The 24,951-nt window shown below is 74.7% G+C and carries 20 protein-coding genes; 14 read left to right on the plus strand and 6 right to left on the minus strand.

All coding sequences use genetic code 11. The annotated features are described in order from the left end of the window. Positions 1 to 56: 56 nt before the first annotated feature. The 6 genes from RVR_RS02765 (at position 57) to RVR_RS02790 (ending at position 7,101) form a co-directional block, all read left to right on the plus strand. A complete protein-coding gene (locus RVR_RS02765) occupies positions 57 to 1,373 on the plus strand; it encodes an MFS transporter (RefSeq protein WP_202232253.1) in 1,317 nt (438 codons plus the stop codon). A 646-nt stretch (positions 1,374 to 2,019) separates the two neighbouring features. Further along, positions 2,020 to 2,508 (plus strand): cation:proton antiporter regulatory subunit, encoded by a 489-nt coding sequence (locus RVR_RS02770; RefSeq protein WP_202232254.1) that lies wholly within the window; start codon positions 2,020 to 2,022, stop codon positions 2,506 to 2,508. A gap of 6 nt (positions 2,509 to 2,514) precedes the next feature. Next, positions 2,515 to 3,888 (plus strand): cation:proton antiporter, encoded by a 1,374-nt coding sequence (locus tag RVR_RS02775; RefSeq protein ID WP_202232255.1) that lies wholly within the window; start codon positions 2,515 to 2,517, stop codon positions 3,886 to 3,888. A gap of 158 nt (positions 3,889 to 4,046) precedes the next feature. Next, positions 4,047 to 5,168 carry a Dyp-type peroxidase gene (locus tag RVR_RS02780; RefSeq protein ID WP_202232256.1) on the plus strand — a complete coding sequence of 374 codons (1,122 nt, stop codon included), beginning with the start codon at positions 4,047 to 4,049 and terminating at the stop codon, positions 5,166 to 5,168. Next, positions 5,165 to 5,983 (plus strand): family 1 encapsulin nanocompartment shell protein, encoded by an 819-nt coding sequence (locus RVR_RS02785; protein ID WP_202232257.1) that lies wholly within the window; start codon positions 5,165 to 5,167, stop codon positions 5,981 to 5,983. The genes RVR_RS02780 and RVR_RS02785 overlap by 4 nt, the downstream gene beginning before the upstream one ends. 278 nt (positions 5,984 to 6,261) lie before the next feature. Further along, a complete protein-coding gene (locus RVR_RS02790; RefSeq protein ID WP_272933053.1) occupies positions 6,262 to 7,101 on the plus strand; it encodes an SAM-dependent methyltransferase in 840 nt (279 codons plus the stop codon). 110 nt (positions 7,102 to 7,211) lie between these two features. On the opposite strand, the gene RVR_RS02795 is transcribed toward RVR_RS02790, so the two are convergent. The 4 genes from RVR_RS02795 to RVR_RS02810 form a co-directional block, all read right to left on the minus strand. Further along, on the minus strand, positions 7,212 to 8,039 hold the full coding sequence (locus RVR_RS02795; RefSeq protein ID WP_202232259.1) for a helix-turn-helix domain-containing protein: 828 nt from the start codon (positions 8,037 to 8,039) through the stop codon (positions 7,212 to 7,214). Positions 8,040 to 8,221: 182 nt separating this feature from the next. Beyond that, a complete protein-coding gene (locus RVR_RS02800; RefSeq protein WP_202232260.1) occupies positions 8,222 to 8,479 on the minus strand; it encodes a DUF397 domain-containing protein in 258 nt (85 codons plus the stop codon). A gap of 155 nt (positions 8,480 to 8,634) precedes the next feature. Further along, positions 8,635 to 9,159, minus strand: coding sequence for an MmcQ/YjbR family DNA-binding protein (locus tag RVR_RS02805; protein ID WP_202232261.1), 525 nt, complete (start codon positions 9,157 to 9,159; stop codon positions 8,635 to 8,637). Between the two features lie 185 nt (positions 9,160 to 9,344). Beyond that, a complete protein-coding gene (locus RVR_RS02810; RefSeq protein WP_237404532.1) occupies positions 9,345 to 10,061 on the minus strand; it encodes a LamG domain-containing protein in 717 nt (238 codons plus the stop codon). Between the two features lie 326 nt (positions 10,062 to 10,387). Here RVR_RS02810 and RVR_RS02815 point away from each other — a divergent pair, with 326 nt between their 5' ends. The 5 genes from RVR_RS02815 to RVR_RS02835 all read left to right on the plus strand — a co-directional run bounded on the left by RVR_RS02815 (position 10,388) and on the right by RVR_RS02835 (position 18,611). Further along, positions 10,388 to 12,460 (plus strand): ATP-binding SpoIIE family protein phosphatase, encoded by a 2,073-nt coding sequence (locus RVR_RS02815; protein ID WP_202232262.1) that lies wholly within the window; start codon positions 10,388 to 10,390, stop codon positions 12,458 to 12,460. Between the two features lie 614 nt (positions 12,461 to 13,074). Then, positions 13,075 to 14,373 carry an ABC transporter substrate-binding protein gene (locus RVR_RS02820; protein ID WP_202232263.1) on the plus strand — a complete coding sequence of 433 codons (1,299 nt, stop codon included), beginning with the start codon at positions 13,075 to 13,077 and terminating at the stop codon, positions 14,371 to 14,373. Positions 14,374 to 14,389: 16 nt separating this feature from the next. Then, positions 14,390 to 15,349, plus strand: coding sequence for a carbohydrate ABC transporter permease (locus tag RVR_RS02825; RefSeq protein WP_202232264.1), 960 nt, complete (start codon positions 14,390 to 14,392; stop codon positions 15,347 to 15,349). Continuing rightward, positions 15,349 to 16,167 carry a carbohydrate ABC transporter permease gene (locus RVR_RS02830; protein WP_202232265.1) on the plus strand — a complete coding sequence of 273 codons (819 nt, stop codon included), beginning with the start codon at positions 15,349 to 15,351 and terminating at the stop codon, positions 16,165 to 16,167. Before RVR_RS02825 ends, RVR_RS02830 begins: the two co-directional genes overlap by 1 nt. Then, complete coding sequence (locus RVR_RS02835) at positions 16,164 to 18,611, plus strand: beta-xylosidase/alpha-l-arabinosidase (protein WP_430393096.1); 2,448 nt, start codon at positions 16,164 to 16,166, stop codon at positions 18,609 to 18,611. Before RVR_RS02830 ends, RVR_RS02835 begins: the two co-directional genes overlap by 4 nt. 115 nt (positions 18,612 to 18,726) lie before the next feature. Here RVR_RS02835 and RVR_RS02840 read toward each other — a convergent pair whose 3' ends face one another. Further along, positions 18,727 to 19,326 (minus strand): helix-turn-helix domain-containing protein, encoded by a 600-nt coding sequence (locus RVR_RS02840; protein WP_202232266.1) that lies wholly within the window; start codon positions 19,324 to 19,326, stop codon positions 18,727 to 18,729. Between the two features lie 194 nt (positions 19,327 to 19,520). Between RVR_RS02840 and RVR_RS02845 the strand changes: the two genes are divergently transcribed. Then, on the plus strand, positions 19,521 to 21,812 hold the full coding sequence (locus RVR_RS02845; RefSeq protein ID WP_202232267.1) for a glycoside hydrolase family 3 N-terminal domain-containing protein: 2,292 nt from the start codon (positions 19,521 to 19,523) through the stop codon (positions 21,810 to 21,812). Between the two features lie 95 nt (positions 21,813 to 21,907). Here the strand turns inward: RVR_RS02845 and RVR_RS02850 are convergent, their stop codons facing one another. Next, entirely contained in the window at positions 21,908 to 22,645 is a 738-nt protein-coding gene (locus RVR_RS02850) for an SDR family oxidoreductase (RefSeq protein WP_202232268.1), read from the minus strand. A 95-nt stretch (positions 22,646 to 22,740) separates the two neighbouring features. Between RVR_RS02850 and RVR_RS02855 the strand changes: the two genes are divergently transcribed. Next, positions 22,741 to 23,604 carry a LysR family transcriptional regulator gene (locus tag RVR_RS02855; protein WP_202232269.1) on the plus strand — a complete coding sequence of 288 codons (864 nt, stop codon included), beginning with the start codon at positions 22,741 to 22,743 and terminating at the stop codon, positions 23,602 to 23,604. A 194-nt stretch (positions 23,605 to 23,798) separates the two neighbouring features. Beyond that, positions 23,799 to 24,926, plus strand: a complete 1,128-nt coding sequence (locus RVR_RS02860) for a lipid II:glycine glycyltransferase FemX (RefSeq protein ID WP_202232270.1) — start codon at positions 23,799 to 23,801, stop codon at positions 24,924 to 24,926. Positions 24,927 to 24,951: the final 25 nt, after the last annotated feature.

Genomic DNA, 24,951 nt, shown 5'->3' on the forward strand with positions numbered 1-24,951 from the left:
TTCTGCCCCTTGCATGCATTGGACGCATGCGAACACCCCGCCCTAGCGTCGCTGTCATGGACCCCGCAGATACCGGCGCGGGCGCGGTCGTCCGTCCCGCGCCCACCGCCCTGACCCCGGCCCCCGCCCCCGACCCCGCCCCCGTAGCACCTCCCGTCGGCGCGTCCGGGCCGGGGGCCGACCGGGACGAGCGGGATCAGCAGGACGACCGGCTGCGCGCCGGCACCCGCGCCTACCGCCGGGCCAACCTCGCCCTGTTCGCCGCCGGCCTGGCCACGTTCGCGCTGCTGTACTCCACCCAGGCCCTGCTGCCCGCGCTCTCCGCGGGGCTGCGGCTGTCCCCCGCGCAGGCGAGTCTGACGGTGTCGGCGAGTACCGGGGCGCTCGCGCTCACCCTGCTGCCGGCGAGCGCGCTCAGCGAGAAGTACGGACGCACGCGGGTGATGACGGTCTCGGTGTTCGCCGCGTCCCTGCTGGCGCTCGCGGTCCCCTTCGCCCCGGACCTCGCCGTGCTGGTCACCCTGCGCGCGCTCCAGGGCGTCGCGCTCGCCGGGCTGCCCGCGACCGCGATGGCGTACCTCGCCGAGGAGGTGCACCCCTCGGCGGTGCCCTCGGCGATCGGGCTGTACGTCGCGGGGAACTCCATCGGCGGGATGAGCAGCCGGGTCGCGGGCGGCGCGCTCGCCCAGGTGTACGGATGGCGTACCGCCCTGCTCGTGGTCGGCGCCACGGCGCTCGCCTGTGCCGTCGCCTTCCGCGTCCTCGCCCCGCCCGCGCGGCACTTCACCCCCGGGTCGATCTCGCCGGCCGCCCTGCGCCGCACCGTCGCCGGCCACCTCCGCGACGGCCGGCTGCGCCGCCTCTACGCGGTGGGGATGCTCTTCATGGCCGTGTTCGGAGCGGTCTACACGGTGCTGGGGTACCGGCTCACCTCCGCGCCCTACACGTTGTCGCAGTCCGCGGTCGGCGCGGTGTTCCTGGTGTACCTCGTCGGCACGGGCACCTCCGCCGCGTCCGGAGCGCTCACCGCGCGCGTCGGCCGGCGCGGGGCCTTCGCCGTCGCCCTCGCCCTGTGCGCGGGCGGGCTGGCGGTGACGCTGGCGCGGCCGCTGTGGGCGGTGCTGCTCGGGCTGGTGCTCATCACCGGCGGGTTCTTCATCGGGCACGCGGTCGCGTCGGGCGCGGTGAGCCGTACGGCGCGCAGCGGCAGGGCGCAGGCGTCGGCGCTCTACCTGACGGCGTATTACGTCGGGAACAGCCTCGGCGGGACGGTCGCGGCGTCGGCCTACCACCTGTCCGGGTGGGCCGCGGCGGCCGCGGTCGCCTTCCTCGCGCTGCTCCTGGCCGCCCCCGCGGCCCTGCGCCGCGCCTGACCGCCCCCGCGGGCCCCGCGGAGTAAGGCCCCCGAGCCGCCCGGTCGGCCGGCCGACGCGCGCGGGGCCGCCGCGACCCGCCTCCGGTGCGCGGGCGCGGACCCACCGCGTCCACGCGCCCCCAGGACCACCCGCGCGGCCTCCCCCGCCCCCCTCGGCGAGCCCGGGCTGTCGGCCGCCGACCCGCCCGGTACGGGAGCCGCGCGGGGGCCACCGGCCGCCGGGAGCACCGAAGGCCGGGTGCAATTGGGCGCTTATACGGCACCTCTTCCGCATTGACCCATTACTTCGTGCGGTAGGGTTCTTTACCTGACGCATACCAACGGCGGGAGAGCGGGAGGGACGGCGGGATGGTGCGGCACGGAAGGACCACCGCGCTCCCGGCAGCCGTTCCGCGGGCCGGGACGTCCGGCGGCGCCCGGGCGACACCCGCCGGGTGCGCACCGCGCGACCGCGTTCCCGATACCGGCGCCTGAGGTCCGCACGGCCCGGCCGGGGGGCCGGGCGCCCCGACCGACGGCCCGGCACGGCCCGGGACCGTAGTGCCCGCGCCGCCGCGGCCGCCGACGGGACCGCTCACCGCCGCCCGCGGCACCCACCGCGCAGGATTCCGTCCCCCACCCCCGTACGCCCCTTGGAGCACGCCATGGGCCTGTCGGCTCACGTTCGCAAGACCCCGCTGCCCGGCGTCGGCAGCCGTTACGACCTCGACACCGACGCCGGCGGGCACCTGTCGGTCGTCGTCCACCAGGACGGGCGGCGTGAACTGGCGCTGCGCGACCCGCAGGACGACGACGCGTGCGCGGGCGCCCTTCCGCTGACCGAGGCCGAGGCCGGGGCGCTGGCCCGGCTGCTGCTGCCGGACCCGGTGGCGAAGCTGCGCCGCGCGCAGGTCGGCATCGACCTGGTCACCGAGCGGATCGAGATCGACAGCCGGTCGCCGTACGCCGGCCGCACGCTCGGCGCCACCCAGGCCCGTACCCGTACCGGCGCCTCGATCGTCGCGGTGCTGCGGCGGACCTCGGCGCACCCCTCGCCGACGCCGGACTTCCGCTTCGCGCTCGGGGACACGCTCGTCGTCGTCGGCACCCGCGAGGGCGTGGACGCCGTCGCCGAACTGATCACCGGAGGATAGCCGCTCGTGCACAACACGACGTCCATGCTCGTCGAACTCGGGGCGATCATCCTCGCTCTGGGCCTGCTCGGCCGGTTCGCCGGCCGGGTGGGCTTCTCCCCGATCCCCCTCTACCTGCTCGCCGGACTCGCCTTCGGCCAGGGCGGGATCCTCCCGCTGGACGCGAGCGAGGACTTCGTGGCCACCGGTGCCGAGATCGGCGTGGTCCTGCTGCTGCTCCTGCTCGGCCTGGAGTACAGCGCGTCGGAACTGGTCACCAGTCTTCGGACGCAGTACCCCTCCGGCGCGGTGGACTTCGTGCTCAACGCGGTGCCCGGTGCCGCCGCCGCGCTGCTGCTGGGCTGGGGCCCGGTCGCCGCGGTCGCGCTGGCCGGCGTCACCTGGATCTCCTCCTCGGGGGTGATCGCCAAGGTGATGCGCGACCTGCGCCGGCTCGGCAACCGGGAGACGCCGGTCATCCTGGGCGTGCTGGTGATCGAGGACCTGGCGATGGCGCTGTACCTGCCGATCCTCACCGCGCTGCTGGCCGGCGCGGGGCTGGCCGGCGGCACATTGACCCTGCTGATCTCGCTGGGCACGGTCGGCGCGGTGCTCTACCTGGCGCTGCGCCACGGCCGGCTGATCAGCCGGGCGGTCTCCTCGGACAACCCGGAGATGCTGCTGCTCGTCGTGCTCGGCCTGACCCTGCTGGTCGCGGGCGTCGCCGAACGCCTCCAGGTCTCGGCGGCCGTCGGCGCGTTCCTGGTCGGCATCGCGCTGTCGGGCGACGTCGCCGAGGGCGCGAGCAACCTCCTCACCCCGCTGCGCGACCTGTTCGCCGCGGTGTTCTTCGTCTTCTTCGGGCTCTCCACGGTCCCCGCGGACATCCCGCCGGTGATCGTGCCCGCGCTGGTCCTCGCGCTCGTCACCACGGCGACCAAGATCGGCACCGGCTGGTTCGCGGCCCGCCGCGCCGGCATCAAGCCGCCCGGACGGTGGCGGGCGGGCGGAACCCTGGTGGCCCGGGGCGAGTTCTCGATCGTGATCGCCGGGCTCGCGGTGGCCACCGAACCGCGGATCGGCCCGCTGGCCACCGCCTACGTGCTGATCCTGGTCGTCCTCGGGCCGGTCAGCGCCCGCTTCACCGAGCCCCTGGCGCGCCGTGTCACCGCCCGCCTGCCGGACCGCGCCGCACCGGTCGGGCAACCCGCCCCGGCCGGCGCGACCGCGGGCGCGGGCGCGGGCGGCGACGGCCGGGGCGACGGAGGGGACGACCCGTTCGACGTCCGCGCCGAAGCCGCCGGGGACCGCGAGCCCGACGACGGGACCGCGCCCGACCTCGGCGCGGACGACGGGACCGCCCCCGGCCTCGGCCCGGAGGCCGCACCCGCCAAGGGCTGACCCGCTTCCGGCACCCCTGGACACCCGCCGGACCCGCACCGGCACAGGCACCGGCAGCGGCACCCGGGAGAACGGGTGCGGGGCTCGCCTGGCGCGGTCCGGCGGCGGGCGGCGGTGGGCCGTTCGACCGCGCCGGAAGCCCGGGCAGTAGGGTCCAGATGACGCGCCGGCCGCCGCCCGCGCGGTGCAGAGCGATCGGGAGATCTGGATTGGCCACCGAGCCGGAACCGCAGTCCGTACTGAGCCCGTTGACCTCCGCCGCGATCTTCCTGGTGCTGACGGTCGAGGACGGCGGTGAGCAGACCGCGCGCGAGCTGCTCGCCGATCTCCCCGGGCTGACCCGCGCCATCGGGTTCGGCGCGCCCGACGGGCGGTTGAGCTGTGTCGCCGGCGTCGGGTCGGCCGCGTGGGACCGCCTGTTCGCCTTCCCGCGGCCGGCGGACCTGCACCCCTTCACCCCGCTGGAGGGCACGCGGCACCGCGCGCCGGCCACCCCCGGCGACCTGCTCCTGCACCTGCGGGCGACCCGGCCCGACCTGTGCTTCGCGCTGGCCACCGAGATCATGAAGCGGCTGCGCGGAGCGGTGGCCGTGCAGGACGAGGTGCAGGGCTTCAAGTACCTCGACGTCCGCGACCTGCTGGGTTTCGTGGACGGCACCGAGAACCCGGTCGGCCCGGCGGCGCGGCAGGCGGTGCTGGTCGGCGCGGAGGACCCCGAGCACGCGGGCGGCAGCTACGTGATCGTGCAGAAGTACCTGCACGACCTGGACGCCTGGAACGCGCTCCCGGTCGAGGCGCAGGAGCGGATCATCGGGCGCACGAAGGCGACCAACATCGAGCTGGACGCCGACGACTCGCACGTCGCGCTGAACACCGTCACCGGCCCGGACGGCGAGGAGCAGGACATCCTGCGCGACAACATGCCGTTCGGCAGCCCGGGCCGCGGCGAGTTCGGCACGTACTTCATCGGCTACGCGCGTACCCCGGACGTCACCGAGCAGATGCTGCGGAACATGTTCCTGGGCACCTCGGCGGCCTCCCACGACCGCATCCTCGACTTCTCCACCGCCGTCACGGGCACGCTGTTCTACGTGCCCTCGGCGGACTTCCTCGACGACCTGCCGGACGCTCCGGCGCGCGGGTCCGCGGTCGGCACGGCGCCGCCGCCGGCGGCCGGGTCCGGCCCGGTGCCCGCGCAGGCGGACGCACCCGGACCCGCGCGGCCCGCCTCCGACGGCAGCCTCGGCATCGGCAACCTGAACAGGAGCACGTCCTCGTGAACAACCTGCACCGCGAACTCGCCCCCGTCTCCGACGCCGCGTGGGCCGACCTGGAGGCCGAGGCCCGGCGCACCTTCGCCCGCCACGTCGCGGCCCGCCGCATCGTGGACGTGCCCGAGCCCGCCGGGCCGGAGCTGTCCGCGGTGGCGACCGGACACCTGGACCGGATCGACGCGCCCGCGCAGGGCGTGACCGCCCGCACCCGCCGCTCGCAGCCGGTGGTGGAGCTGCGGGTGCCGTTCACCGTGGACCGCGGCCAGGTCGACGACGTCGAGCGCGGCGCCAAGGACGCGGACTGGCAGCCGGTCAAGGACGCGGCCAAGCAGCTCGCGTACGCCGAGGACCGGGCGGTCTTCGAGGGGTACGCCGCCGCGGGCATCACCGGCATCCGCGCCGCGTCGTCCAACCCCGAGCTGACGCTCCCCGCGGACGTCCGCGACTACCCGGACGCGATCAGCCGCGCGGTCACCACGCTGCGGCTGGCGGGCGTCGACGGGGCGTACACGCTGGCGCTGAGCGCGGACGCGTACACCGCGGTCAGCGAGACCTCCGACCACGGCTACCCGATCCACCAGCACCTCGCGCGGCTGCTGGACGGCGACATCGTGTGGGCGCCGGCGATCGACGGGGCGTTCCTGCTCGCCACCCGCGGCGGGGACTTCGAGCTGCGGCTCGGCCAGGACGTGTCGATCGGCTACCTCGGCCACACCGCGACCACGGTGGACCTGTACTTCCAGGAGACCCTGACGTTCCTGGTGCACACCGCGGAGGCGGGTGTCGCCCTCAAGCCGTCCGCCGGCCCGACCGCCGTCTGAGGCGGCCCGGCCGGACCGCCGGGGCCCGGTTCTCCCCTGCCGGGCCTTGGGGGGCGTTCACGGCCGGCACGGCTCGCGACGGGGCAGAACGCGGTAGCGTGACAACAGCCCCGCGGCGCCACCCGTTTCACGGGTGGTGCGCGGGGCGCGGCACCGGACAGGACAGGGCGGCACTGGGCAGGCTCAGTGCCGGCGGAGCCGCCAGTCGCTCGACGGTGCCGACGCCGTCGACAGGGCCGTCCGGCCCGATGAGTGGTAGCGAAGGATGGGGGCAGCACGTGGCCGAGGAAGAAGCGACGTTCGCCGAGGAGACCGGCGTTTCCGACCGGTTACGCCAGGACCTCCCGCACAGCGCGCGGATGTACGACTACTACCTGGGCGGCAAGACCAACTACGCGGTGGACCGGACCGCGGCCGAGGACGTGATCCGCCGGTTCCCCTCGATCCGGACCGTGGCCCAGATCAACCGCGCCTTCGTGCACCGCTCGGCGCGCTTCCTCGCCCGCGAGCGCGGGATACTCCAGTTCATCGACATCGGCACCGGTATCCCCACCCAGCCGAACCTGCACGAGGTCGTGCAGCGCGAGGTCCCGCAGGCGCGGATCGTCTACGCCGACAACGACCCGATCGTGCTGGTCTACGCCGACAACCTGCTGAGCAGTTCGCCGCAGGGCGCCACCGAGTACGTCGAGGCGGACGTCACCGACCCGCAGAAGCTGCTCGCCGCCGTGGAGGCGGCCGGCTGCCTGGACTTCACGCAGCCGGTCGGCCTGAGCCTGAACGCGGTGCTGCACTTCGTGACGGACGCGATGGACGCCTACGGTGTGGTGCGGACGCTGGTCGACCGGCTGGCGCCGGGTTCGTACCTGGCGATCTCCCACTGCACCCCGGACTTCGACCCCGGTGCCTGGGCGGCGATCACGGACATCTACACCGAGGGCGGCACCCCGTTGCAGGTCCGCTCGAAGGCCGAGGTGGAACGGTTCTTCGAGGGCCTGGAGCTGGTGGAGCCGGGCGTCGAGGTGGCCCACCGGTGGCGGCCGGAGGCCGGCGAGGGCCCCACCCTGGTCACCGACGCGCAGTCGTCGCTGTACGCGGGCGTGGCCCGCAAGGCCTGAGCCGGACCGGCACCGGTCGGCGCCGAGGCCGGGGACCCCGCGCAAAGGGGTCCCCGGCCTCGAAGGCACGGCTCGGCGCGTCCGCCCCGGCAAGCCGCGCCGGAAAGGACCTAGCAGAACTTCTTGATGTGGTCCTGGATGCGGCGGACCGTCGCGCGCTGGCCGAGCGAGGCGATCATCAGCCGGTCGAAGCCCTTGACGTGCTCGTCGACCTCGTGCTCCTCCTGGAGGTAGAGGCCGCCGCCGGAGCGCTCGATGTAGACGATGTCGGGGAGCTGGCCGTCGGCGAAGTCGAAGATCGTCGTGGTGCCGATCTGCACCGGCAGGTTCGGCTTGGTCAACTCCACCAGGTTGAAGCCGATGTCGGGGTCGTCGGCCAGGGATATCAGGTGTTCGAGCTGGCGGCGCATGCCCTCGCGGGAGCCGTACGGGCGGACCAGGGTCACCTCGTCCAGCACGCACAGCAGCTTCTTGCCGGGCTCGCGCATCAGCCGCTGCTGCCGCATCGCGCGCAGCTCGATGATCCGCTCGATCTCCTGCTCGCTCTTGCCCGGGGCGTTGGCCCTGATCAGCGCGCGGGTGTACTCGGCGGTCTGCACCAGGCCCGGTAGCTGGGCGATCTCGTAGCTGCGGATGCGCTGGGCCATGTCCTCCAGACTGACCAGGGTCTGGAGGGTCTTGGTGGAGACGTCGCTCCACGCGTCCCACCAGCCGCGCTCGTTGGCGGCGCGGGCGAGGTCGAGCAGCAGGTCGCGCTCCCCCTGGTCGTGCACGCCGTAGACGTCCAGCAGGCGCCGGAGGTCGGCCTCCTTGAAGTCGTGCCGGCCGTTCTCCATCCGGCTGATCTTCGAGGCGGAATGGCCGATCTGGCGCACGACGTCCTCGGCGGTGAGGCCGAGCGCCTGACGGCGCTGCCTCAGCGTCTCGCCGAAGATCATCCGTTGCGCCGTCGGGGCCCGCCCGGACAGATCGTGGACGTTACGGGCCCCACGCGGACTGCGAGACGGTTGAGCTGGCACGGTCGGTCTCCTTCTCGGGGGGTCACACCCCGTACGGGTCACCTATCGTGCCGTAGCGCTCACGAAGCGGAGGGCCCGACGTCACATCTGGCTGGATCTCGCTACTCGACGGCGAACTCGCCGCGCACGACCCCGGTCACGAACGCACGCATCGCGGTGCGGTCCACGGTCAGGATCGGACCGTTCCTGTCCTTGGAGTCGCGGATCCCGATCGTTCCGTCGCCCAGCTCCGCCACCTCGACGCAATTGCTCTCGTGGTTGCTGTAGGAACTCTTCCGCCAACTCACCGCGGTTCCGGCCACGTCCGGCCGGAACCGCGGAGCAACGTGGCGCTGGGCACCTTCGCCCTGACCGGTCATCGTTCTCCTCCTCGCAGTGGGGGTGTCGGAGCACGGCCACATGTGCAATTGCATGCGGTGGCCATCTTTAATAATGGCCTGGCACCACGTGTTTCATGCGTCGCAGGGGCGTACTCCCGTTCCCACCGCACGACTTGGGCCACGGCGGCGCCGCGTCAGGGCGCGGGCGGGGTGACGGCGGGGGTCAGGAGGGCGAGGCGGTCGCGGGTGGCCTTCGGGAGTCCGGCGACCACGCAGGCGTAGGAGTGCGCCAGCAGGTCGTCGATCTCGTCCGGGGGGATGCTGCCGTCGAGCGCCACGGTGTTCCAGTGCTTCTTGTTCAGGTGGTACCCGGGGGTGACGGCCGCGTAGCGGTCCCGCAGGTGCAGCGCGAGGGCCGGGTCGCACTTGAGGGAGACGGACGGCGGGTCGGCGTCCGGGCTGAGGATCGCGAAGATCCGTCCACCGACCTTGTAGACGTCCGCGCCCGGGCCGAACGGGTTCTCCTCCGTGGTCTCCGGCAGGTCCAGGGCGAGTTCGGCGAGCGCTTCGGGCTCCACCGGCGGGAACGGGGAGGCGTCGGCGGACGGGTCCGGGGAGCCCTTCGCACCCGGTGCCCCCTCCGCGTCCGGGGACGCGTCCGGGGACGCGCCCGGCCGGTCGCCGCGGCCGCCGTCACCGTCGCGTGCGCTGGTCGCCATCGGTCCGTCCTCCCGGGTTCCGCGAGTGCGGGCGCGCCGCGGGTCGGCGCGCCCTCACGCTACCGCCCGGCACCGACACCGGCCCGGGGCGGCGGCCGGAAGCGGCGCCCGGAAGCAGCGACCTGGAGCCGCGGCCGGGATCGGCGACCGGGGGGAAGCGCCGAGGCCGGCCGGCCGCTTCGGCATCAGCCCTGGCCCGCGCCCGGGCGGCGGACCTCCAGGTCGGTGCACTGCCAGCTCAGCTCGCGCACCCCCGGACCCGGCGCCGAGTGCCCGTAGGCCCCCGCCGAGACGCTGATGCACACCACCAGCCACGCGCGCCACCGGGTCCCGACGCCGTGCCCGTCGTCGTAGACGGTCCGGCCGTCGACCTGCCAGCGGACGCTGCGGGCGCCGAGCAGGACGTCGAGCCGGAAGGGGCGGCCGGGCGTGACCAGCCCGTCGACGTTGTCGCCGGCGCCGCCGACGTGGTTGCTCAGTTCGAGCATGTGCGGATGGGTCGGGTGGTACTCGAAGGCGTCCACTTCTCCGTGGCCGGGCTGCGGGCGCCCGGAGGAGCCGTCCCGTCCCCACGTCCACAGCGCGGGCCAGGCGCCCGGGGTGTCGTCCACGACGCAGGTCGCCGACAGCTCGTCGCCGGGCAGCAGTTCGAAGCCGCCGGGGGCGTACTCGGTGGAGACCAGGTCGGTGTGCCACAGCCCGCCGCCCGCGGCGCGGGCCCGGAAGACCCCCGCGGCGGTCGGCCCGTAGGAGGGGCCGATCTGGTCGAGTTTGTTGTCACCGGGGTTGCGGCCGTCGGGCGGGTACGCGGAGGAGCGGCCCACCGCCCATGCCTTGCGGTCGGTGAAGGGGGCGGCGAAGACGACGGGCGCCGGACGCGCTGCGGACTGCGGGACGGTCATGGGTGCACTCCAGGACGGCGGCCATTACACCCAGTGAACGCCGATCACGCGGGGTCCGGGTAGCGGCGCGCGGAGGCGCCCCCGGCGCGCACACCGCGCGGAGCACGCCCCGGGCCGTCCGACACGGAGCCGGGCCGGTATCGGGACGGCATCGGTACGACACCGGAACCGGAACCGGCGGCGGGGCCGCGCGGCACGGCGGCCGGCCCGCTCCCGCCAGAGCATGGGAGTCAAGCGTACGATCAGACAAAACCACGCCAACGGTACGAACAGGGCCGAGGGGCGGCGCGCACCCGGCGCGAGCGGGCACGGACGAAAGGGCTCGGATGGGCGGCGCACGCGACAACCCGGCTGAACACCGGGACGACGACGCCGAGCTCCGGCAGATCGAGGCGCTCAACCGGCTGCGGGCGAACCCTTCGGCCGGACCCGACCCGGCCCCCGGCGCTTCCGACGCCTCCCCCGCCCCCGGGTCGGAGGCCGCGGCCGGACCGGCCCCGTCCGGCCACCCGTCCGGACCCCCGTCGACGTCGCGGCCGCAGGAGCCGCACGATCCGCACGCCGGACCCGGCGGGCCGGATGCCCTCCCCCCGCAGGACGCGCCGGGCACCCCGCGCGGTCCGGGCGGGTCCGGGGTCCGCGACGCGCACGGGCCCGCCGACGCGCCGGTGGAGCCGGCGCCCGCCGCCCGTACCAGCCCCCGGCACCGCGACGCCCTCCTCGTGGACACCGGCCACACCGTCGCCGACGCGCAGTCCCTGGACGAGGCGCTCAAGGCGCTCACCGCCCTGCGCGCGCCGAGCTTCCCCCTCGACGGGCAGGCCGTCTTCGGCATCGACGGCACCTTCCTCACCAAGCTCGCCACGCTCGGCTTCCGCGCGGCCGGCCCCGAGCGGATCTTCCGGATGCCGCTGGCCACCGGGTACCCGGCCACCGAGGTGGTCCGCACCGGGCGCCCGGTCTTCCTGGCCACGGCCGACGAGTACCGGCGCCGGTTCCCCGTCACCTACCCGCTCACCGCGCACAAGGGCCGCATGTCGTGGGCGTTCCTGCCGCTGACGGCCTCCGGCCGGCTGAGCGGGGTGTGGCTGGCGGCCTTCCGTTCGCCGGTGGCCTTCACCGAGGACGAGCGGACCCTGCTGACGGTCACCGCGCGGCTGCTGGCGCAGGCCCTGGAACGCACCCGCGTCGGCGAGGCGGAGATCGCGCTCTCCCGCGGACTGCGCAGCAGCATGGGCCGCGCCGGGCCGGCGATCCGGGGGCTGAGCGTGGCCACCCGCTACGTGCCCACCGGTGGCGGCCTGATGGTGGGCGGCGACTGGTTCGACAGCATCGAGCTGCCCAGCGGCCGGCTCGCCCTGGTCATCGGCGACGTGCAGGGCCACGACGTGCACGCGGCGAGCCTGATGACGCAGTTGCGCACCGCCGTGCACGCCTACGCCGCCGAGGGGCACGGGCCGGACGCGGTCCTCGCGCGGGCCTCGCGCTTCCTGACCGCCCTGGACGAGGACCGCTTCGCGACCTGCGTCTACATCGAGGCCGACCCCGGGACCGGGCTGCTCCAGGTGGCGCGCGCCGGGCACCCGCACCCCGTCCTGCGGCTGCCGGACGGCACCTGCATGCTCAAGCACGTCCCCGGCGGCCTGCCGCTCGGCCTGATGCCGGGCGGCGAGGACTATCCGGTGACGCTCATGCAGCTACACGAGCAGGAAGTGCTGATGCTCTGCACGGACGGCCTGATCGAGACCGGCGGGTACGACATGTACAGCGGGTGGGTGCGGGTGCGCGACGCGATGTCGCCGGGGCCGGGCGAGGACCTGGAGGGCATGGCCGACCGCCTGATCGAGGCGGTGAGCGGCCCGCCGCACCCGGGCGGCCGCGCGCGCCCCGAGCCGGACCTGCGCCACACGGACGTCCGGGCGCGCAACGAGGACGACATCGCACTGCTGCTGGTGCGCCGGGACTCCGGCGCGCCGCTTCCGGACCTGCGCGAGCGGCGCCTGGTGCTGGCCATCGAGCAGGGCCGGGGTCAGGACCTGTCCGAGGCCCGCGCCGAACTGGAGTCGCTGCTGCACGACTGGGCCCGGCCGGACCAGGTGGACACCGCGGTGCTGCTCGCCTCGGAGCTGGTCGGCAACGTCCTGATGCACACCGACCAGTCCGCCGCGCTCGTGGCCGTGGTGTCCGGGGAGCCGGGCCGGCGCACCCTCACCGTCGAGGTCACCGACCGCGGGGACGAACTGCCCCACCAGCGGGCCCCGGGCGAGCTGGCCTCCTCCGGGCGCGGCCTGGTGCTGCTCGACCTGCTCGCCGACGAGTGGAGCGTGCAGCCCGAGGCCGAGGGGAAGACGGTGTGGTTCTCGCTCAGCGAGGACGCCGATCCGCAGGACGCCGCCTGACGGACCGACCGGCCCGGCGCGGCGACGGTTCCCCGCCGGTCATCCGGGCCGGTGTCTCGTCGGTCCGCGTGGATCTCACCCGGCTCCGCGCGGCTCACCCGGCTCCGCGCCGGGCTTCGCCGTAGGGCGGGGGAAGAGCCGCCTGGCGGCCGGCCGGGCTGTCCTCCGGGCGGGTGCGGACCGCGCCGGGCAGTTCCGGGGCCTCGGTGGCGGGGGGAAGGTCGGGAGTGAGCGGGGCGTCCTGCGGGCGGTGCCGCGTGCGTGTCGCGGGCGCGCCGTAGGTGCGAGGGGGATCGTGCGGGTCGGGGGGGTCGTGCGGGTCCGGCCGGTCCGGCCGGCTCCGCTGCCCCCGTCGTTGTTCTGTCCGGTCGTCTCCTTCACTCATGTCCTTCGGGTACCCACCGGTATGCCGGTAATCGGCCGGTGACCGTTTCGGTGGGGCCGGTCCCGAAACAATCGTCAGTCGGGCCGTCGCCTTTCGCCGCGGATGCGCCCTGCCACGTAACGCTTTGATAACCGGACACCGGAGGGTTGACCGCCTTTCCCGACGGTCAATACCTTCTGGGCGGCGCAGAACTTTCGACATCGCCGTCGAAACATTCGAAAGGCACTCCATGATGAAGCGCGCTCGGTTCTCGCGTGTCGCCGCCGGTGGCGTGGTGCTCGCACTCGGACTGTCCCTGGCGGCGTGCGGCGGCACCGGTTCGGGGGCCGGCTCCGGCCGCATCCACGTGCTGGTCTACGGCGACGCGACGAACAAGGTGGAGAAGCAGATCGTCGCCACCTTCAACCGGACCTCGAAGGTCAAGGCGGTGCTGGACACCATCCCCGGCGCGGACTACCAGCAGAAGCTCCAGACGATCATCACCACCAAGCAGGCGCCCGACGTCTTCTACAACTGGGGCGCCGGCAGCATCGAGCCCTTCGTCAAGGCCGGGCTGCTGATGCCGCTGGACGGCTTCATCGCCAAGGACCCGGGACTGAAGTCGAACTTCCTGCCGTCGGTGTTCAACACGGCCGTCATCGACGGCAAGCCGTACGGCGTCCCGATGCGCGGCACCCAGCCGGTGCTGCTCTTCGACAACAAGAAGGTGCTGGCCGACGCGGGGCTGTCGGAGCCGCGGACGTGGGCCGACCTGCTCGCCGACGTCAAGGCGCTCAAGGCCGCGGGCAAGACGCCGATCGCGCTGGGCGGCGGCGACCAGTGGCCGACGCAGATGTGGTTCGAGTACGTCTACGACCGCGTCGCGGGCCCCGGCCTGTTCGAGAAGGCGCTCGGCGGCGACACCGGTGTGTGGGCGAGCGCCGACAGCCGCAGGGCGCTGGCCCTGCTCAAGCAGCTCGTCGACGCGGGCGCGTTCGGCAGCTCCTACGACTCGGTGAAGTTCACCGACGGCGGTTCGCCCGCGCTGCTGGCCACCGGGAAGGCCGCGTTCGAGCTGATGGGTTCGTGGGAGTACTCCACCGAACAGGACGCCGACCCCGGCTTCACGACCAGCGGTCTGGGCTACGGCCCGTTCCCGACCGTGCCGGACGGCAAGGGCGACCCGCACGACGTGGTCGGCAACACCAACAACTTCTACTCGGTGCTCAAGAAGACCAGGTACCCGGACGCCGTCGCGCAGTTCCTCAAGCTCCAGTACTCCGACGCGTTCGTGAAGGCGCACCTGGCCATCGGCAACCTGCCGACCACCACCAACACACCAAAGTTCCTGGACACCGCGGCCAACCCCGCCTACCTGAAGTACCAGTTCGACCTGGTCCGGCAGGCACCGTCGTTCCAGCTCTCCTGGGACCAGGCGTACCCGCCCTCGGCGACCACCGCCATCCACACCGCCGTCCAGGAGTTCTTCGACGGCAAGACCGACGCCGACGGCTTCATCAAGGCCATGCAGTCCCTGCCGGCGTCCTGACCCGGGGGCCACGGACATGACCACGACCTCGACCGCGCCGCCGCCGGCCGCGCGCGGCGGGCGGGCCGGGCGGCCCCTCCGCCGCCCGGCCCGGCGCTCCGGCGCGGCGGTGACCCGCCCGGGCTTCGGCTGGGCGGTCCCCGCCACCTTGTTCTTCGCGCTGTTCGCGGTGCTGCCCCTGGTCCTGGTGGCGGTGCTCTCCTTCACCGACTGGGACGGCCTGGGCGCGCCGCGGTTCGCCGGACTGGCCAACTGGCGGGCGCTGCTGCACGACCCCACCATGATCAGGAGCCTGTGGCTGAGCGTGCTGATCACCGTGCTCGGCGTCGCCGTGCAGACCCCGCTGAGCATCCTGCTCGGGGTCTGGGCGGCCGGCCGGCAGCGCAACCGCGCGGTGCTGTCCGCGGTGTTCTTCGTGCCGCTGCTGCTGTCGGCCACCGCGGTGTCCGTGCTGTGGCGGGCGGTGCTCGACCCGAACTTCGGGGTGCCAGCGCAGGCGCGCTGGCTGTTCGGCGACGGCAACCTGCTGGGCATGCGCTCGGGCGCGATCGGCGTGCTGGTCTTCGTCGGGGCCTGGCAGTACACGCCCTTCCACACCCTGATCTACCAGGGCGCGGCCCGCGCGATCCCCGAGGTCCTCTACCAGGCCGCGCAGATCGACGGCGCGGGCACCGTACGGCAGTTCTTCCACATCACGCTGCCGCAACTGCGCAACACCATGATCACGTCGATGATCCTGATGGTCGTCGGCGGCCTGACCACCTTCGACACGGTGCTGATCCTCACCCAGGGCGGCCCCGGCACCGACACCACGATCAGCGCCTACTACATGTACGAACGGGCTTTCAAGAGCTTCGACTTCGGCGGCGGCTCGGCCATCGCGCTGGTCCTGGTGCTGGTCGCCACGGTCATCTCGCTGGTCGTGGTGCGGGTGTCCGGCTACGACCGGATGCGCGGCAGCACGGAGGGACTGTGATGAGGCGGCGCCCCAACGTCCTGGCCGGACTCGGCTCCCTGGTCTGGCTGTTCCTGGTCGGCCTGCCGCTGTACGTCATGCTGCTGGCCACGCTGCGCAGCCGCAGCGACTACGCGGCGCACGGCCCGCTGGCGCTGCCGCGGCACGTCACGCTGCACAACTACACGCAGGACTTCTCGAACGGCTTCGGCCGGTACTTCCTCAACACCGTGCTGGTGACCGCCGCGGTGGTGGCCGTCGTGGTGCTGCTGGTGCCGCCGCTGTCGTACGCGATCGTGCGCGGCCGCGGCCGGATCACCGCCGGCGTCTTCCGGCTGTTCCTGCTCGGCCTGGCGGTGCCGGCGCAGGCGGTCATCGTGCCGATGTTCTACGTCATCAACCGCGCCGGGCTCTACGACAACCTCGCCGGGGTGATCCTGCCGACCGCGGCGTTCTGCCTGCCGGTGAGCGCGCTGGTGCTGACCGGGGCGATGCGCGACATCACCCCCGACCTGTACGAGGCGATGGCGATGGACGGCGCACCGCAGTGGCGGGTCTTCGTGCAACTGGTGCTGCCGCTGTCCAAGGGCGGCCTGTCCACGATCGTGGTCTACTCCGCGCTCCAGGCGTGGAACGGCTTCCTCTTCCCGCTGGTGCTGACCCAGTCCGACTCCTCCAAGGTGGTCACACTGGGCCTGTACGACTTCCAGACCGAGCACGGCGTGGACATCCCCGGCCTGCTGGCCGCGGTGGTGCTGTCGATGCTGCCGATCCTCATCGTCTACCTGTTCGCCCGCCGTGCCCTGGTGCAGGGGCTGATGGGCGTCGGAGGAAAGTGACCGACACCGTGCCCGAACCGACCACGCCGGACCGCGCTCCGGCGCCCACCGCCCGCTGGCGGGACCCCGCCCTGCCGCCCGAGGCCAGGGCGGACGCCCTGATCGCCGAGATGACCCTGCCCGAGAAGGCCGCCCAGCTCTACGGGATCTGGGTGGGCGCCTCCGCCGAGGGCGGCGAAGTCGCCCCGCACCAGCACGAGATGGAGGAGCCCGCCGACCTCGACACGCTGCTGCCGCGCGGCCTGGGCCAGCTCACCCGGCCGTTCGGCACCGCCCCGGTCGACCCGGCGCTCGGCGCGCTGTCGCTGCTGCGCACCCAGCGCCGCGTGATGGCCGCGAACCGCTTCGGCATCCCGGCGCTCGCCCACGAGGAGTGCCTGGCGGGGTTCGCCGCCTGGGGCGCCACCGCCTACCCGGTGCCGCTGGCCTGGGGCGCGGCCTTCGACCCGGCGCTCGTGGAGGACATGGCCGGGCGGATCGGCCGCGACCTGCGGGCGGTCGGCGTCCACCAGGGGCTCGCGCCGGTCCTGGACGTGGTCCGCGATCCGCGCTGGGGCCGGGTCGAGGAGACCATCGGCGAGGACCCGTACCTGGTCGGCACCATCGGCACGGCCTACGTGCGGGGGCTCCAGTCGGCCGGCGTCGTCGCCACCCTCAAGCACTTCGCCGGCTACTCCGCCTCCCGCGCCGGGCGCAACCTCGCGCCGGTGGGCATGGGTGCCAGGGAGCGCGCCGACGTCGTCCTGCCGCCGTTCGAGATGGCGGTGCGCGAGGGCGGCGCCCGGTCGGTGATGCACGCCTACACCGACACCGACGGCATCCCGTCCGCGGCCGACGAGCGGTTGCTGACCGGGCTGCTGCGCGACACCTGGGGCTTCACCGGCACCGTCGTGGCCGACTACTTCGGCGTCGCCTTCCTCCAGACCCTGCACGGGGTGGCCGGCAGCCTCGGTGAGGCGGCGGGCGCCGCGCTCGGGGCGGGCGTGGACGTCGAGCTGCCCACCGTCAAGGCGTACGGCGAGCCGCTGCTCGCGGCGGTGGCCGAGGGGCGGGTGCCCGAGGCGCTGGTGGACCGGGCGGTGCGCCGGGTGCTGGTGCAGAAGGCCCAGCTCGGCATGCTGGACGCCGACTGGGACCCGGTGCCGCGAGCGCTGGCGCGCCACGTCGAGGACCCGCACGCCCCGGCGCCTGCCCGCGGCGGGGAAGCGGGCACCGCGGCGGCGGACGCGCTCACCGCGCGGGCCCTGCGCGGCAGCGTGGACCTGGACTCGGCCGGCAACCAGGACGTCGCCCGGCGTCTCGCCGAGGAGAGCGTGGTGCTGCTGCGCAACGACGGCACCCTCCCGCTGGACCGGCCGGGCACCATCGCGCTGATGGGCCCGAACGCCGACACGCCCACCGCGGTGCTCGGCTGCTACTCCTTCCCCGTGCACGTCGGCGTCCAGCACCCGCAGGTGCCGGCCGGCATCGAACTGCCCACGCTGCGGGAGGCGTTGGCGGCGCAGTTCCCGGACTGCCGGATCACCGCGGCGGCCGGCTGCGCGGTGGACACCGCCGACACCGGCGGCATCCCGGCCGCGGTGCGCGCCGCCGCCGCCGCGGACGTGGTGGTGCTCGCGCTCGGCGACCGCGCCGGGCTCTTCGGCCGCGGCACGAGCGGCGAGGGCTGCGACGCGGAGTCTCTGGCGCTGCCCGGCGTACAGCAGCGGCTCCTCGACGCCGTCCTGGACGCCGGCCGCCCGGTCGTCGTCGTCCTGCTCGCCGGCCGACCGTACGCGCTCGGCGACGCGGTGACGCGGGCGGCGGGCATCGTGCAGGCGTTCTTCCCCGGCCAGATGGGCACCGCGGCGGTCGCGGCCGTGCTCGCCGGGCGGGTCGAGCCGTCCGGGCGGCTGCCGGTGAGCGTGCCGGCCCGGCCCGGCAGCCAGCCGGCCACCTACCTGGCCGCGCGGCTGGGCCGGGCCAGTGACGTCTCCAACGTCGACCCGACCCCGGCCTATCCGTTCGGTCACGGGCTGGCGTACACCACCTTCGCGTGGGGGGACCTGCGCACCGACGGCGGGGAGGTCGGCACCGACGGCGAGGTGCGCTGCTCCTTCACGGTGCGCAACACCGGCCTGCGTGAGGGCACCGAGGTGGTCCAGGTCTACCTGCGCGACCCGGTCGCCTCGGTCGTCCAGCCCTACCAGCGGCTCGTGGGCTACCGGCGGGTGCGCCTGGCGCCGGGCGCCCGCGCGCGGGTGGAGCTGGCGGTGCCCGCCGACCTCGCCGCCTTCACCGGCCGCGACGGCCGCCGGGTGGTGGAACCCGGCGCGCTGGAGCTGCGGTTGGCCGCTTCCAGCGCGGACGTCCGGCTCACCGTGGCGTGCACGCTGACCGGCCCGCCCCGGACGGTGGACCACACCCGCGGCACCCACCCCCGGTTCACGGTGCGCCCGGTGTAGTCCGGCGGACGGCGGCGCTCCTCCCCCGGGACTCGGCCGGGTGGAGGGGCGGCCGCGATGGCGCGGGCGGAGCCGACGGCGGGCGGCGGCCCGGGGCCGGCGGGGCGCTGCCGGATCAGGACGGGTCCGGCACCGAGCGGGCCCTGAGGTGGACGCGCTCGCCCTGCGGGCCGAACAGCGCGAGGAACTCCACCGGGCGGTCGCCGGCGTTGGCGAAGCCGTGCGGGGTGCGGGTGTCGAACTCCGCGGCCTCGCCCGCCGCGAGGATCACGTCGCGGTCGCCGAGCGCGAGCCGCAGCCGCCCGGACAGGACGTACAGCCACTCGTAGCCCTCGTGGGTGCGCTGCTCCAGCGGGCCGCCCGGGTCAGGGCCGCCGGGCCGGACCGGCATGATCTGCTTGTAGGCGTGCAGCCCGCCGAGGTAGTGGGTGAGCGGCACGAAGGTCTGGCCGTGACGGGTGAACGGCCGCGGGTGCACGCGCGGGTCGCCGGTGGCGGGCGCGCCGACCAGCTCGTCCAGCGGCACCCCGTACGCCTTCGCCAGCGGGAGCAGCAGTTCGAGGGTGGGCTTGCGCCGGCCGGACTCCAGCCGGGACAGCGTGCTCAGCGAGATGCCGGTCTCCTCGGCGACCCGGGCGAGGGTGAAGGCGCGGGCGTGCCGCAGACCGCGCAGCCGCGGGCCCACCTTGGCGAGGACTTCGTGCAGTTCGGCCATATCCCGTATGTGCCCTCCCGGCAGGGGCGTCTGTCAAGCTCCGCCCCGCGGTGCCGCCCGGTGCCACCCGGCGGGGACCCGCAGGAAATTGCACTCACCAACGAACCGCATTAGCGTCTGACCGGCTGCGTGCCGCGCAGGACCGGGCGCGCGCGGCGGCACCGATCACGCGCACCCGGGGAGCCCGCACGACCATGGAACAGCGCCCGACCGACCCGCATGACGTCCTCGTCGAGGACCTGCTGGCGAAGATGACCCCCGAGGAGAAGTTCGGGCAGCTCCAGCAGCTTGCCTGGAACGGCGACACCGGCCCGGGCGGCGGCCAGAACCACCTCGCGGAGGCCGCCGCGCGCGAGGGCCGGCTCGGCTCGGTGCTCAACCTGCGGGGCGCCGCCCACACCAACGCGCTGCAGCGGCTCGCCGTCGAGGAGTCCCGGCTCGGCATCCCGCTGCTGTTCGGGTTCGACGTGATCCACGGCTTCTGGACGACCTTCCCGGTCCCGCTGGCGCAGGCCGCGAGCTTCGACCCCGGGGTCGCGGTGGCCGACGCGCGGACCTCCGCCCGGGAGGCCCGGTCCAATGGCCTGCACTGGACGTTCGCCCCGATGATGGACGTGACGCGCGAGCCGCGCTGGGGCCGGATCGCGGAGAGCTGCGGCGAGGACCCGTACCTGACCGCCCGGTTCGCGGCGGCGAAGGTGCACGGGTACCAGGGCACGGCGTCCGGCGAGGGGTACGACGGCGCGCGCGGCGACCTCGGCGACGTCGTCCGCGCCCGGGCGGATCACGACGGGAACGCCGGCGCTGATCACGGCGGGAACGCCGGTGCGGACGGCGCGAGTACGGCCGGTCCGCGGGCGGACCTGTACGGCCCCGACCGGATCGCGGCCTGTGCCAAGCACTTCGTCGGGTACGGCGCGGTGGAGGGCGGCCGCGACTACAACACGGTGGACGTCTCCCCCCGGCGGCTGCGCAACCTCTACCTCCCGCCGTTCGCCGCGGCGGTACGGGCCGGGGCGGCCACCGCGATGGCGGCGTTCAACACCGTCAACGGGGTGCCCGCTCACGCCAACCGGCCGCTGTTGCAGGGCGTGTTGAAGGACGAGTGGGGCTTCGACGGGGTCGTGGTGAGCGACTGGGGCGGCGTGCACGAGCTGATCGTGCACGGCTTCGCGGCCGACGGCGCCGACGCGGCCCGTCTCGCGCTCGCGGCCGGCCTGGACATGGAGATGGCCGGCACGCACGTGGGCGACAACGGCCCGGCCCTGCTGGCCGCCGGCCGGATCGACCCGACCCGGCTGGACGACGCGGTCCGCCGGGTGCTGCGCCTCAAGGCCCGGCTCGGCCTGTTCGACGACCCCTACACCGACGAGGCGGCGCAGGTGTCGGCGCCGACCGCGGCGAGCCGGACGGCCGCGCGCGAGGCCGCGGCGCGCTGCGCGGTACTGCTGAAGAACGACGGCGCCCTGCTGCCGTTGGACCGCAGCGGCGGCTCGCTCGCGGTGGTCGGCCCCTACGCCGGCTCGGCCGACCTGCACGGCACCTGGTCGGGCCCCGGCGAGAGCCGCTTCCCGGCGGTGAGCGTCCTGGAAGCGGTGCGGGCGGCGGCGCCGGACCTGCGGATCCGCCACGCCGCGGACGGCGCGGCCGCCGTCGAGGCGGTGCGCGACGCGGACATGGCGCTGGTCGTGGTCGGTGAGGCGTCCGCGCTCAGCGGCGAGGCGTCCTCCCGCAGCGACATCACGCTGCCGGCCGGCCAGGAGGAGCTGATCGCCGAGGTGGCGGCGACGGGACGGCCGTTCGCCGTGGTGGTCGTCGCCGGACGCCCGCTGGTCACGGAGTCCTGGATCGAGCGCGCCCCCGCGGTGCTGCTCGCCTGGCACGGCGGGATCGAGGCGGGGCCGGCGCTGGCGGACGTGCTCTTCGGCGACGTGAACCCCGGCGGCAAGCTGCCCGTCACGCTGCCCCGCTCGGTCGGCCAGATCCCGCTGTACTACAACCACGAGAACACCGGCCGGCCGGCCGACCCCGCCGACCCGGCGAAGCCGTACGTCACCGGCTACCTCGACCAGCCCTACGGTCCGCGCTTCCCGTTCGGACACGGCCTGTCCTACACCTCCTTCGAGGTCGGCGCGCCCACGAGCGCGGCCGAGACCGTCGCCGTGGCCGACCTGGCGGCCGGCGCGCGGGTGGAGGTCGCCGTCACCGTCGCCAACACCGGTGCGCGCGAGGGCGACGAGGTCGTGCAGCTCTACCTGCACGACCCGGTCGCCTCCGTGGTGCGGCCGGTGCGCGAGCTGCGCGGCTTCCGGCGGGTCACGCTGGCCGCGGGCGAACGCGCCGAGGTGGTCTTCTCCCTGGGCGCGGCCGAGTTCGGCTTCCTCGCCGACGACACCGGGGCGCTGGTCCTGGAGCCCGGCCGGATCGACGTCCACGTGGGCAGCAGCTCGCAGCGGACGGCGTGCCTCGCCCTGACCCTCGTCTGACGCCCCTCCGCCCGACGCCCTCCCGCGCACTCCCGCGCCCTCCCCCGCCCCGCCCCGCCCCGCCCCGGGCTCCGGGCGCCCGGCCGACCCGCGCGTCACCAGGGGAGGGGACCGTCGTCGTCCACGAAGGTGCCGGTCGGGGCGCCGTCGGGGAGGGTGGCCAGGCGGATGGGGGTCGCCGCGCCCTGCGAGGGGGTGCGGGGCCCCTGGAAGCCGGTGAAGTCGGTGGCCACCAGGCCCGGGGAGGTGGCGTTGATCAGGATGCCGGTGCCGGCGAAGTGGCGGGCGTACTGGAGGGTGACGGCGTTGAGGTAGGACTTCGACGGCGCGTAGGCGGCCATGATCGGGCCGACCTCGGCCTCCGGGTCGGCCTGGAGCGCCAGCGAGCCGACGCTGCTGGAGACGTTCACGATGCGCGGCGCCCCCGAGCGCCGCAGCAGCGGCAGCATCGCGTTCGTCACCCGGATCACCCCGATCACGTTGGTCTCCACCACCGCGCGGACCACGTCGAGGTCGAGCGCGGTCGGGTCCTGCACCCAGCCGGGGCCGGTCACGCCGGAGATGCCCGCGTTGTTGACCAGGGCGTCCAGGTGCCCCACCGAGCGGGCGAGCAGTTCCGCCGCCTCGGCCACGCTCCGGTCGGAGGTCACGTCGAGGGGCACCCCGAAGGCGTCCGCCCCCGCGGCCCGCAGTCCCACGACGGCCGCCTCGCGCCGCGCGCCGTCCCGCGCGCCCACACCGACCCGGTACCCGAGGGCACCGAGCCCCGCCGCGATCTCGTACCCGATCCCCTTGTTCGCGCCGGTGACCAGCGCCGTCCTCTTCTCACTCATGCCGCCGATGCTCCCCGCGCACCGGCCCGCGCGGCCAACACCGATGCGTACTCCTGTGATACCCGGGGGGTATCGCCGGAGTACGCTCGGTCCGCATGGATGACCTGGAGACCCGCGAGCTGCGGTACTTCCTCGCCGTCGCCGAGGAACTGCACTTCGGCCGCGCCGCCGAGCGCCTGGGCATGGCACAGCCACCGCTGTCCCGCGCGATCCAGCGGCTCGAACGCCGCCTGGGTGTCACCCTCCTGCGACGCGACCGCCGCGGCGTGGCCCTGACCGGCGCCGGAGAGGTCCTGCTCGACGAGGGCCGCGCGGCGCTCGACGCGGCCACCGCCGCCGCCCGGCGCACCCGCCGCGCCGGCGGCGCCGACCGCCCGGGCGGCTCCCCGCACCGCCTGGTGCTCGCGGTGAAGGCCGCCGCCTCCCACGAGCTGCTGCAGAAGCTGCTGCACGCCTACGCCGCCGAGCCCGGCGCCGTCGAGGTCGAGGTGCTGCCGAGCGGCACCTGCGAGCAGGAGGACATGCTGCGCGACGGCCGCGCCGACGCGGCCCTGATGCACAAACCGTTCAACTCCCTCGCCGGGTTCGACAGCGAGGAACTGCTCACCGAGGGCCAGATCGCCGTCCTCCCCGCCGGGCACCCGCTCGCCGCACGGACGTCCCTGACGCTCGCCGAGGTCGGCGGCATCCCCGACCTGCCGCTCGCCCGGTGGGCGCGCCGCGGCGTCCACCCGCCCGGCCCCGGGCCCGAGATCCACGACCAGACGCAACTGGCCCAGCTCATCGCCCTCGGCCGCACCGTCGCCGTCTTCCCGGACTCGGCCCGCGCGTGGCTGTGGGCCGAGCACGCCGCCGTGCCGCTGAGCGACGCGCCGCCCGTCGTCACGCACATCGCCTGGCCCGCGCACAGCCGCTCGCTCGCCCTGGCCGGCCTGGTCCGCACCGCCACCCGGCTGTGACGGCCCGGTCCCCCCCGCAGCCACCCGGCGGTGTCGGACCCGGCCCCCCGCGGCGTGTGACGGTCCGGCCGCACCGCGACCCGGCCGCCGGGCCGAGGGGTCCGGCCCGTCGTACGCTGCGGGCACCGGCGCGACACGTTCACGCGCGGCGCTCCTGGCGGGGCCGCGCAGGCGAAGGGCGGCTGAGTTCTCCGATGGCATCGACGACCTACACCGTGGCACCGATCAGCACACGCCGACACCTGGACTTCGTGGCGGAGCGGGGGAGCGCCAGCCACCTGCAGATGCCGTCGTGGGGCGGGGTGAAACCGGACTGGCGGGCGGAGAGCCTGGGATGGAGCGACGGCGCCGGGCGGCTGGTGGGGGCGGGTCTGGTGCTGTACCGGCCGCTGCCGGGGGTGCGGCGGTCGCTGGCGTACCTTCCGGAGGGCCCGGTGATCGACTGGCACGCCGACGACCTGGACCGGTGGCTGGAGCCGCTGGTGGCGCACTGCCGGGGCCGGGGCGCGTTCGCGGTGCGGGTCGGCCCGCGGGTGGAGGCGCGGACCTGGGACGCGGCGGCGGTCAAGGCCGCGATCGCCGACCCGGCCGTCACCCGGTTGGGCGAGGCCGAGCCGACGTGGCGGGACCCGCGGGCCGCCGAGGTGGAGGCGCGGCTGCGTGCGGCGCGGTGGCGGCCGGCCCGGACCGGCACGGACGGCTTCGGCGCGGGCCAGCCGCGGTTCGTGTGGCGGCTGCCGCTCGGCGGCCGGGTGCCGGAGGACGTCCTGCGCGGCTTCAGCCAGCAGTGGCGGCGCAACGTGAGGAAGGCCGACAACGCCGGTGTGAAGGTGGTCCGCGGTGACGCCGCCGATCTGCCCGAGTTCCACCGGCTGTACGTGGAGACCGCGCGCCGCGACGGCTTCGTGCCGCGCCCGGCGGAGTACTTCGCGCGGATGTGGTCCGCGCTGACCGCGGAGGACCCGGACCGGATGCGGCTCTACCTCGCCTCGCACGACGGCGACGTGCTCTCGGCGGCCACGATGCTCACGGTCGGCGGGCACGTCTGGTACTCCTACGGCGCCTCCACGGCGCTGCGCCGCGAAGTGCAGCCGAACAACGCGATCCAGTGGCAGATGATGCGGGACGCCTGCGAACTGGGCGCCTCCGTCTACGACTTCCGCGGCATCACGGACACGGTGGACGCGTCCGACCCGCACCTGGGGCTGCTGCGCTTCAAGTCGGGCGCGGGCGGCGAGGCGTGCGAGAACATCGGCGAGTGGGACTTCCCGGTGAACCGGGTGCTGCACCGCGCGCTCGACGCCTACCTGTCACGGCGCTGAGCGTCGGGCGAGGCAGGGGGCGGTC

It is taken from the genome of Streptomyces sp. SN-593, from assembly GCF_016756395.1.
GTDB classification, from domain to species: Bacteria; Actinomycetota; Actinomycetes; order Streptomycetales; family Streptomycetaceae; genus Actinacidiphila; species Actinacidiphila reveromycinica.